Annotated in this window: 10 protein-coding genes and 1 pseudogene; 8 read left to right on the top strand and 3 right to left on the bottom strand. The window is 67.7% G+C overall.

Annotated features, from left to right (window positions below; genetic code table 11):
• The 6 genes from A6V29_RS00920 to moeB form a co-directional block, all read left to right on the top strand.
• Positions 1-746, top strand: a 746-nt coding sequence (locus A6V29_RS00920) for a nitroreductase (protein ID WP_212718908.1), incomplete at its 5' end; no start/stop codon positions are given.
• A gap of 32 nt (positions 747-778) precedes the next feature.
• Positions 779-2,380, top strand: a complete 1,602-nt coding sequence (locus tag A6V29_RS00915; protein WP_170977642.1) for an AMP-binding protein — start codon at positions 779-781, stop codon at positions 2,378-2,380.
• Positions 2,373-3,560 carry a chorismate mutase gene (locus tag A6V29_RS00910; protein WP_137158535.1) on the top strand — a complete coding sequence of 396 codons (1,188 nt, stop codon included), beginning with the start codon at positions 2,373-2,375 and terminating at the stop codon, positions 3,558-3,560. Before A6V29_RS00915 ends, A6V29_RS00910 begins: the two co-directional genes overlap by 8 nt.
• Positions 3,561-3,570: 10 nt before the next feature.
• The gene (locus A6V29_RS00905; protein WP_137158534.1) at positions 3,571-3,852 is read left to right on the top strand and encodes a MoaD/ThiS family protein; all 282 of its coding nucleotides are present in this window, start codon (positions 3,571-3,573) and stop codon (positions 3,850-3,852) included.
• A gap of 2 nt (positions 3,853-3,854) precedes the next feature.
• The gene (locus tag A6V29_RS00900; RefSeq protein ID WP_170977641.1) at positions 3,855-4,280 is read left to right on the top strand and encodes a M67 family metallopeptidase; all 426 of its coding nucleotides are present in this window, start codon (positions 3,855-3,857) and stop codon (positions 4,278-4,280) included.
• A complete protein-coding gene (gene moeB, locus A6V29_RS00895) occupies positions 4,277-5,431 on the top strand; it encodes a molybdopterin-synthase adenylyltransferase MoeB (RefSeq protein ID WP_137158532.1) in 1,155 nt (384 codons plus the stop codon). Before A6V29_RS00900 ends, moeB begins: the two co-directional genes overlap by 4 nt.
• Positions 5,432-5,507: 76 nt before the next feature.
• Here moeB and A6V29_RS00890 read toward each other — a convergent pair whose 3' ends face one another.
• From A6V29_RS00890 to A6V29_RS00880, 3 genes and pseudogenes are all read right to left on the bottom strand, one after another.
• A complete protein-coding gene (locus A6V29_RS00890) occupies positions 5,508-6,761 on the bottom strand; it encodes an isochorismate synthase (protein ID WP_212718905.1) in 1,254 nt (417 codons plus the stop codon).
• Positions 6,758-8,509, bottom strand: a complete 1,752-nt coding sequence (locus A6V29_RS00885; RefSeq protein WP_249932902.1) for an anthranilate synthase family protein — start codon at positions 8,507-8,509, stop codon at positions 6,758-6,760. Before A6V29_RS00885 ends, A6V29_RS00890 begins: the two co-directional genes overlap by 4 nt.
• 462 nt (positions 8,510-8,971) lie before the next feature.
• Positions 8,972-9,166 (bottom strand): annotated as a pseudogene (locus tag A6V29_RS00880) (transposase); the annotation flags it as partial.
• A gap of 53 nt (positions 9,167-9,219) precedes the next feature.
• On the opposite strand from A6V29_RS00880, the gene A6V29_RS00875 reads away from it, so the two are divergent.
• On the top strand, positions 9,220-9,510 hold the full coding sequence (locus A6V29_RS00875) for a transposase (RefSeq protein WP_137158530.1): 291 nt from the start codon (positions 9,220-9,222) through the stop codon (positions 9,508-9,510).
• A gap of 14 nt (positions 9,511-9,524) precedes the next feature.
• A partial coding sequence (locus A6V29_RS00870) for an IS3 family transposase (protein ID WP_137158529.1) occupies positions 9,525-10,119 on the top strand: 595 nt, incomplete at its 3' end.

The raw sequence follows: 10,119 nt of genomic DNA, 5'->3' as shown, positions 1-10,119 counted from the left end.
ACCGGGAACCGCGAAGAGCCGAGAAAGGCCGCCGCATGACGAGGTCGGTTGCTGAGGTCGACCTCGACGCCCTCGCCGCGTTGTTCGAGGCGCGCCGTTCGACGCGTGCCTTCCTACCGCAGCGGCTGGAGCGCGAACGCATCGACCGGATCCTCGAGGTCGCCCGACACGCGCCCTCCTGGTGCAACGTGCAGCCCTGGCGTGCCTACGTCGTCGCCGGCGGGACGCTGGACCGACTCAAGCCCGAGCTGCTCGAGGCCGCACGGAACCGGGAGGCGGCGCCGGATGTCCAGGACCTCCCCGAGTACGAGGAGCCGCACCTCTCCCGGAAGCGAGAAGCCGACGATGCGCTCATGGCTGCACGCGGGCTGACAGGGATGAACCAGTTCCGGGCGATCGTCGACGCGGTGATGTCCAACTGGCGCTTCTTCGACGCGCCGCAGGGACTCATCCTGACCGTCCCACGGGCGATCGGACCCTATGCGCTCGTGGACCTCGGGTCCTTCCTGTACGGCTTCTTGCTGGCACTCGAGGCCGAGGGCCTGGCGGGCTGCGCCCAGGCCTCCCTTGCTCAGTTCCCACACGTGCTGCGCCGGCACCTGCCCATCCCCGAGAGCGAAGCCGTCGTCTGCGGCGTCTCCTTCGGCGTGGCGGACGCGGACGCGCCGGCCAACCGCTGCCGCACTGTCCGAGTCCCTCTGTCGGAGCTCGTCACCCACTGCTCCTCGGGGAAGGAGTCCGGATGAGAATTGGCCTTGAGGCAGACGGGACGGGGACGGTGCCGAGCTGGTCGATCACCTCGCTCCCCCAGCGGCTGTCCGAGAACAGCGCCAACCGGCTGTCCTTCTTCGATGCCGACGGCGAGCGTCAGGATCGAGCCTTTCCGCAGGTGTTGCGGGAAGCGCTGGGTGCCTGGACGCTCCTCGCCGCGGCCGGCTGCCGGAAGGGCGGACGGTGCGCGGTCATGGGCGCCAGTGGCTACGACTGGGCGATCGCTGCACTGGCCTGCCTTTTCGCCGGGGTGGAAGTGGTGGCGCTCCCCGAGTCGCTCGGTGACGACGATGCACGGGCTGGTCTGGACGACCTCTCCCTCGACTGCGCCGTTCTCGGGAACTCTCAGCTGGCCTTCGGATGCTTCGAGGGGACACCAAAGGTCGCGCTGGAAGGCCTGGCAGCGGCCGGCGCGCGAACGGAGGCGGCCCCCCTCTCTCCTGCGGACGCCCATTTCTCCTGGGTGGCGTTCACGTCCGGTACGACCGCGTCGGCGAAGGTGAAGTCCTTCCGCCTGGCGCCCGAATGCACCGAGCACTTCATCGAGGACTTCTGCCGCCTCTTCGGGATCACCCACGACGACGTCTGGCTCATCTGCCACCCGTTCTCGCACGTGGTGCACTTCGAGTACCTGCTGGGAGGGCTCGGCTGGGGCTACGACGTCACGCTGGCAGATCCGTTGCGCGTCGCCCTGCAGTGCGCGGCGTTGCAGCCCGCGGTGCTCATCACCGTTCCCAGCGTCTACCAGCAGCTGGCCACGAAGGTGCGCCGGGCGCTGCCGACGGACGGTCTACGTGGGGCTGCGGTCGCTGCGTGGATGGCCCAGGACGCCACGCCTTCCGCGCTCGAGCTGGCGAAGCTGCTGCGCCCTGTGCTGATGCCCGAGGTGGATACGGCGGTGGGCACCCATCTCAAGGTGATGATCATCGGGGCTGCGCCGAGCTCCCTCGAGCTCAGGCGCTTCCTCGCGCTCTGTGGGCTGCCCGTCTTCGAGGGCTACGGCATGTCGGAGACACAGATGCTGACCTGCAACGTGCCCGGCGAGGCGCGCTTCGGAACGGTCGGTCGGCCCTGGCCCGGTGTCGAGCTGGCGGTGGAGGACGACGGACGGGTCCTGGTGCGCCTGTCCGCACGCCGGACGACGCGATACCTGAACGTTCCGCAGGAGGAGAGTCTCGCCACCTTCGGGTCGGACGGCTGGATCCAGACCGGTGACCTCGGCGAGCTGCGCGACGGCTTCCTCAGCCTCTACGGGCGTGCCAAGGAAGTCATCATCACCGACCGGGGCAAGAACGTGAACCCTGCGCCCATCGAGCAGCGGCTCAGCGCCATCCCGGGCGTATCGCACGCGCTCGTCTTCGGCGACCAGAAACCCTTCCTCGTCGCAGTTCTGGCGCCGCAGTCGGACGAAGGCCTCGACCGAGCGGCCGTGGAGCCGCACATCGCGAGGATCAACAGCGACCTTCCCCAGCACGAGCACATCGTCGACTTCGTGCTGCTCGCGTCTCCGCTCACCACGGAGGCCCGTCTCCTGACGGGCACGGGGAAGCCGCGGCGCACGGCCGTAGAAGCCTTTTTCCGGACCCGCCTGGAGGCGTTGTATGCGTGACGCGAGTGTTCCGCCGATCCTCACCGCGGCGGGCGAGCCCATCCCCTTGCACGTGGGGCGCTGCCAGCTCGTGGCGGGCGAACTGGACTACGTCACCGACCCGAGCCTGATCCGACAGCAGTTCCACCTCTCGGTCGACGACCGCGTGCGCTTGTTCCACGAGTGCTTCGCCCGTGCTTCCGAGCAGGGCGCGGCGATGGTGAGTCTCTTCGCGCGGTCTGCGGATGAGCGAGAGGAAGATCTCCTCCCACGGCTGGTCGAGGTCGCCAACGACTACCCGCACGTGGGGCTGTTGCTGAACTTCTTCGATGAGCGAGCGCTGAGTGCCGCTCTGGCGCGGTACCGCGGAAAGCCGCTGGTCAACTACGTGAGCGGTGAGCGGCGGAAGCTGGAGCAAGTCCTGAAAGCGGTCGGCGACCATCCCTGTGCGCTGGTGCTTCAGCCGATCGGTGACGAGGGCATGCCCGACAGTGTCGCGGGCCGCATGAAGGTCATCGAGGGCGTGCTGCGAACGATCGAAGGAGCGGGACTGTCGTCGACCGACATCGTGGTAGACGCCCTCTCCCCCTCGCATCACGTGCTGCCCAGCTCGCTGCGCGTCAGCCTGGGAACCCTCGCCGAGGCGAGCCGGCTGGGTCTGCGCACCATTATTTGGCCGGAGAATGCGGGCCTGGGTCACCCGGAGGGCGGGTCGGTCGTAGCGGCATACATCGCGCTCGCCGTGCACGCGGGGTTGGATCTCGCAGTCCTCAACAGCAACAACCACCGGGCGTGCGCCGCGCTGAGCGCGGCCAATGCGATCGCTGCCCCGGCGGGCGGAGTGGCCGCCTCCCCCAGGGGGACGGTGTCCGGGACGACGCAGCGCGACGAAGTGGCGCAGCTGCGCACCCGCATGGATGCAGTCGACCGCGAGTTCCTCGCGGTGCTCGGCAAGCGCGCCGCCGTGTCGGCCGCCATCGGCCGAGCGAAGGCGAAGCTGGGCTTGCCCTTGTTCGACCCGGAGCGCGAGGAGGCGCTGATCGATCAGCGGACGGAAGGCGCACGTGGGCTCGGCTTCGACCCGGCATGGACGGCGGACCTGTTCCGGCACGTCCTGGCAGGTTGCCGGGCGGCTGCGGCGCGACAACTGGTATCAGAAACCGCCGGAACGAATCGACCGTCGAAGCACAACTACGGGTAGGAGAAACGCGATGGGCGAACTCGTGCAAGTCATTCTGCAACCGCCGCTCGACAGCTTCGCCGACGATGGCGAGGACACGCTGGAGATTCCCGCGAGCACCGTCGGTGAAGCGGTGCGGAGCCTGTGCCAGCGCAATGTCTCGCTCGCGGAGAAGATCCTGGTGGACGGCGCGCTGAGCCCGCACATTCACATCTTCCACAACGGCAAGCTCGTGCCTGCGGAGGCGTGCGAGACCCGGCGCGTGGAGAACCGCGACGAAGTCTGCCTGCTGACGGCGATTCGGGGAGGGTGAGAGTGGCGCTCCGGGTCCCGTTCGACATCCAGCTGCAGGTCATCGAGCACTGTCGCGCCCAACTTCCGAACCAGGCGTGCGGCCTGCTGCTGTTCGACGAGCAGGGCGTCGCACGCGCCGTCGAATGCACTCCGAACGCGGGGGCCTGGCCCTATGGATTCCAGATCCCCCCGGAGTCCATGTACCAGGCGTTCACCGCGGCGCGCGCGAAGGGTCTGCGGGTGCAGAGCGTTTACCACTGCCACGCGGTGTCGGTGGCCGTCCCCACGGGACGCGACCTCGACCGCCCCGTCCCGCCTGGCTACCTCTACCTCATCGTGTCACTGCTGGACCCGAACGCACCGGAACTTCGCGGGTTCCTCCTCGAGGGGTCCCGGGCACGTGAGGTCAACCTCGAGACCGGAGAACCCCTGCAGGTGACAGCGTGACGACCCCGAAGCACACGATCGAAGACCTCATCTCAAACCTCGGTCAGACACTCCCCCAGGTCTCGCCGGAGGAGCTCTCCTCCGGCGACGAGCTGTCCAACGTGGTGCTCTTCGACCTGAGGGAGCCGGAACTCATGCGTGCGGGCGCTCTGCCGGGAGCCAGAGCGGTGGGCCAGCGGTTCATCGAGCTGGAGCTGGCGCAGCAGGCCATCGCGCGGGATGCACCCATCGTCCTCTACTGCCAGGCGGGGAGGCAGTCCTTGCTCGCCCTCCGAGGGCTGCAGGACCTGGGCTATTCGAATGCGCGTTCACTGGTCGGTGGCTTCAGTGCTTGGAGCAGCCGGGGCCTGCCGGTCGAGCAGCCGGTCATGCTGACCGACCCGGAGCGCTCGAGATACGCGCGGCACCTCTCGCTTCCCCGCGTCGGGGAGCCGGGTCAGCTGCTGCTGAAGAAGGCCCGTGTCGCCGTGGTGGGCACCGGCGGGCTGGGGGCGCCCATCGCCTACTATCTCGCCGCCGCCGGCGTCGGCACCCTCCGGCTCATCGACCACGACGTGGTGGACGCGAGCAACCTCCAGCGGCAGATCCTCTTCGACACCGCCTCGGTCGGCGCACCGAAGGTCGAGGTCGCGCGCAAACGCCTCTCGGAGTTCAACCCCCTGGTGGCGTTGGAGGTGCGCAACGAGATGCTGGACACGGGCAATGCCGCCCGGCTGCTCGAGGGCGTGGACATCGTCGTCGACGGCAGTGACAACTTCGAGACCCGCTATGCGGTCAATCAGGCCGTCCTCGCCCACCGACAGACGCTCGTCTCAGCGAGCGTGTTCCAGTTCTCCGGGCAGGTGTACTCCTTCGCGCCCCACCTCGGCACGCCCTGCTACGCATGTCTCTTCCCCGAAGCGGCGCCGGACTCGCTGGCCCCCAGCTGCAGCGCTTCCGGGGTGGTCGGGGCGCTCGCAGGCACCGTGGGCATGCTGCAGGTGATGGAGGTGCTCAACATCATCCTGCAGATCGGTAGTCCGCTCTTCGGCCGGATGCTGACCTACAACGGGCTGAAGGCGGAGACGCGTCAGCTCAGCTTCGACGTCAATCCGAGCTGTCCGGCCTGCCAGCCGATCCGAGGAGGGAGCACCGAGGTGCCCGCCGGGTAGCTGATGCAGGACGCCGGAGCGGGGGGCACCGGCGCCCACATGAGCCCGGGTGAGGCGGTCCAGAACTGCCCGTCCGTCAGCTGCTGAGGGCTTGCTGTACCGGCAGCAACTTCGCGTTGCTCTCTGCGAGCTCATCGGAGGGGACGGAATCCCTGACCATCCCGCCCCCTCCGAACAGGCGTACCCGCTGCATGTCGGTGGGATCGATCTGCGCGCAACGAAGAGCGATGCACCACTCGCCGTCGCCGGCGGCATCCATCCAGCCCACCGGCCCGGCGTATCGGCCGCGGTCGAGCCCTTCGACCTCGCGGATCAGTTGTCGGGCAGTGGCGGTCGGCGTCCCGCAGACCGCCGCCGTCGGGTGCAGATCAGCCAGCAGCTGAAGAGCGCCGGTCCCCTCACGCACGCGGCCGCGAACCTCGCTGGCGAGATGGGTCACGTTCGGCAGGTGCAACAAGAGCGGTCCGTCGCTCACCTCCACCGAGACGCAATGCCGCCGGAGGACCTCACGCACCGAGGCGACGCTGTACGAATGCTCCTCGAGGTCCTTGTCCGACTCGAGCAGCGCGGCACCGGATGACATCCCTAGGGCATCTCCGCGTACAGCGGTGCCGGCAAGAACGAGAGAGGCGGCCACGCCGCCGCGCAAGGACAGGACCGGCTCGGGCGACGCACCGAAGAGGCCGTCGACCAGGAACGTCCAGCACTGCGAGTAGCCCTCGGCCAGTCGGTGCAACGGCCACCGGACGTCAAGTGGATCTTCCAGACGCGCCACGACGTCCCGGGCAAGTACCACCTTCTTGAGCCTGTTCGCGCGGATGTGAGCGACGACCACCTCGACGGCGGCCATCCATGCCGCATCGTCGAGTGAACCCACTCCGTAGGTGACACCGTGAGGTGGACGCGGCGCGCTCGCCCTCGATATGACGGCATGGTCGTCGTCCGCGACGGTGAGCCACCAGCAGCCGTCGCGGGTGCCCAGCACGACCTTGGGCACAACCATCACCGACGGGGCGAGGGCGGCGTCGAACGCGAACGATCCGAATGCGACAGGGCCGGTCCCAGGTATCCGGACGTCGTCCTCGACATCGGCTCGGGTGACCAGCTGTTTCCACCACGTATCGGCGGCCAGCAGATGTCCATCGGTGGTCTCGCCGGACGGATCGAGGTGCAGCCGGGCCGCCGACCCCCAGCCGACGAGCCCCTGCCCTCCATGGACCCAGGCAACCGCATCCTCCTCGGGCAACGCATCCAACAGACGCGCCACGGGAGCAGGCACTTCGACCGTGCGGAAAGTCAGTGCTGGAGCCTCGGGCAGGCGGATGCTCACGGGGGCGATACCGTCGCGGCTCCCTCTGGCTGGTCGTCGGACGACGGGGAGGACCGGTCGGGCGCGAGCGCCGCGAGAACCGTGTCGGCGAGCAGCTGGTACCCACGGGGCGTCAGAACCGACTCCGCGTGGAACTGCATGCTCGCGAAACCGGGGCCACGTATCGCGACCACCTCGTCCCCGTCCACTGCGCAGTCGAACGGCAGCCCTCGGCCGTCCCGCGGCAGCACCGCGGTGAAGGTGTTGTAGAAGCCGGCCAGCTCCCGGCGCCCGAAGAGCTCGATCTCCTCCTGCGCGCCCTGGACGACCGCCCGTTTGTGTCGGAGCTCGAAACCGAGAGCATCCGCCAACACCTGATGCCCCAGGCACACCGCTACGAGAGGCCGTGCCTCGTGCAGGCGCTCAGCCACGAGTCGGCGCAATTCGGCCATGCGTGGGCTATCGGTCGCTCGCGGGTCGCCGGGTCCGGGGCCCACGAGGAGGACGTCGGCATCGAGGCGACGCTCGTCGCCCTCCCGCCAGCTGGACGCGTGTACTCGCATCCCCATGCGCCGCAGCATGTGCGCCAGCATGATCGAGAAGTCATCTTCCGCGGAAACCAATTCCACGGTGCGACCAGCGAGATCCGAGACCTCTCCCGCGAACGGTGACTCATTGAGCCAGAAGGGGGAGAGTTGCTCGTTGCGCACCGTCAGCCGCGGGTCGTCCGGTGGAATCAGCTCGTGCACCGAGTGGCGTGAACGGCGACTGCGCGCGGGTGCCATTCCGAGCGCGACGAGCAGACCCGCCAGCTTCGACTTCGTCTCGGCGACCTCCTCCTCCGGAACCGAGTCGCGGACCAGCGTTGCACCAACACCCACACGGAGTCGCCCCTGCGGGTCGATGTCCGCGGTGCGGATCACGATGGGCGCATCGAGGTACTGCTGCCCCTGCTCGTCCCACCCGATCTCAGCGAGTACCGCGCCGTAGTACCCGCGACCGGAGGCTTCGTAGCGCTTGACGACACGGCAGGCGTTCTCCACGGGACTGCCGAGCACCGTGGCAGCGAACATGCTGCCGCGCAGCAGGTCGCGCGGGTCGAGCTTCGATGTCCCCTCAAGCATGTACTCCGTGTGCACGAGGTGACTCATCGGCTTCAGCAGCGGCCCGATGACGCGTCCCCCGTCGGGGCAGAGGGCCGCCATCATCTTGAGTTCTTCGTCCACCACCATCATGAGCTCGAGTCTTTCCTTCTCGTCCGACAAGAAGGCGACCAGCCGCTCCTGGAGTTCAACATCGGAGATGTCCTCGGATGGCATGCGGAAAGTGCCACTGATCGGGTTCATCGTGACCGTTCCGCTGCGGCTGCTGATGTGCCGCTCCGGAGAAGCGCCGATCAAAGTGCGTTCCGGCGTCTGAATGCAGAACGTCCAGTAAGCGCCAACCTCATTCAGTAGCAGATTACGGAACACGCCGAGTGCTCGATCGGTGGACCAGTCCTCGATCTGCCCCTCGAGCGTCCTGCGGACGACGAAGTTCGCGCCCTCGCCTTCACCGATCTCATCTGCCACGATGCGACGGACGATTTCACCGTACTGCTCGTCGTCCAGGTCGTACGTCGTGTCGGTGATGCTTAGTTCTGGCTGGGGACAACGCTCGACGAAGTCGGACACCTCCACTGCAAGGTGCCGCTCGACCTGCAGACAGACCAAGGGCGCCCCGTCGTCATGAGCAACGAAGCCCCTTTCGGTGATTTGCCGGTAGGGCACCAACAACAGGACATCCGGCCCTGGGGCGCCTCGAGTCCGGGAGGGCACATCACTGAGGGCATCCAGCGTGGTGACGGAGCCGAGTAGGACATCAATTGTGCTCGAGTTTTCGTGACGGATGAGCCCAAAAGGCCCACCCTCCGAAATCAACCTAAGAACTTCAGTGGCGCTAATCACGCCGGACGGGTCTTGGAGGTCCTGGTGGGGCACTGCCTCACTATAGAGGGGCGGCCACGGTGCCTGGGCGGCTAGCCAGAACATAGAGCGCAACCAAAGTTCCCGTATGCGGAAGGACGACCGAACACAACGTCCCGCAGGACCCCGAGCAGAAGCGCTGCAGCCCCAGCCGGGCGAGCCCTCGCAGGTGTGCCGTAAGGGCCGCCCGGGGTCCCTTTCCGCAAGGGGACGGTGGATTCCAGCGGTCGACGCAACGCGAGCCCGTGTTGATCTTCGTTGTAGAGCCTAGCTGTGTGACGGTGGGAGGGAAGGGCTTCGCATTTCGGCGCGGAAGCGGGCGGCTGGGGTGTCGTAGTTGAGGCCTTTGCGGGGGCGGGTGTTCAGTTCGTGCATGACCGCGGCGACGTGGGCGTCGGTGTGCACGGACAGGTCGGTGCCCTTGGGAAAGTACTGGCGCAGCAAGCCGTTGTAGTTCTCGTTCTGGGGTGTACCAACGATCTTGGACAGTGACTCCGTGCTGAGAGGATCTGTCCATGCCAGAGCAGCGGCGGAAGTTCAGTCCGCAGTTCAGGGCCGAGGCCGTGCAGATGGTGCTCGAGACCGGCAAGCCGATCGCCGAGGTCGCCCGTGACCTGGGGATCAATGAGGGCACGCTGGGCAACTGGGTCAACCTGTGGCGGCGCGATAATCCGGAGCCCGTTCCGGAACTGAATCCCGTGGAGCGCGCTCGCGTGAATGAGATGGAAGACGAAATCCGCCGTCTGCGGATGGAGAACGAGTTCCTGAAAAAAGCGGCGGCCTTCTTCGCGCGGACGCAGCCGTAGCCGAGCGCTGCGCTGTGATCGACGCGGAGAAGGCCAACTATCCGATCGCGTTCATGTGCCGTCTGCTGCGCGTGCCGCGGTCGAGCTTCTACGCCTGGACCAACCGGGTGGAGACCCCGACCCGGGCCCGGCGCCGGGCGCTGGCGGTCGAGGTCGCTGCCGAGTTCGAAGCCTCCCGGCAGACCTCGGGCTGCCGGCGGATCACCGCTGCGCTCAACCGCCGAGGCATCGAGTGCTCGGTCGGGCTGGTCGCGGACCTGATGCGTGAGCTGGGCCTGACGGCGGTCCAGCCGCGGGCCTACAAGCGCACCACCGTCCCGGGGCAGGACCAGTTGCCCGCGCCGGATCTACTCGAGCGGGACTTCACCGCCGAGGCGCCCGGGCAGCGGCTGGTCGGCGACATCACCTACCTACGCACCGGTGAGGGCTGGCTGTACCTGGCCACCGTCATCGACCTGGCCACCCGGATGGTCGTGGGCTGGCAGACCGCCGCGCACATGCGCACCGCCCTGGTCACCGACGCCCTCCAGATGGCCATCGACGGCGGCCACGTCGCCGACGGTGCAATTTTCCACTCGGACCGCGGCACGCAAGGTGGATTCAACTGGT

The sequence above is a fragment of the Blastococcus sp. CCUG 61487 genome (assembly GCF_005222955.1).
Classification (GTDB): Bacteria; Actinomycetota; Actinomycetes; order Mycobacteriales; family Geodermatophilaceae; genus Blastococcus.
The sequence above is the reverse complement of the archived record's forward strand: the minus strand, read 5'-3'. Positions and strand labels throughout refer to the sequence as shown.

Bases quoted from the DNA above. Each gene is read 5' to 3' on its own strand.
- A6V29_RS00910 (WP_137158535.1), top strand. From the start codon at position 2,373: ATGCGTGACGCGAGTGTTCCGCCGATCCTCACCGCGGCGGGCGAGCCC.
- A6V29_RS00905 (WP_137158534.1), top strand. From the start codon at position 3,571: ATGGGCGAACTCGTGCAAGTCATTCTGCAACCGCCGCTCGACAGCTTC.
- A6V29_RS00875 (WP_137158530.1), top strand. From the start codon at position 9,220: ATGCCAGAGCAGCGGCGGAAGTTCAGTCCGCAGTTCAGGGCCGAGGCC.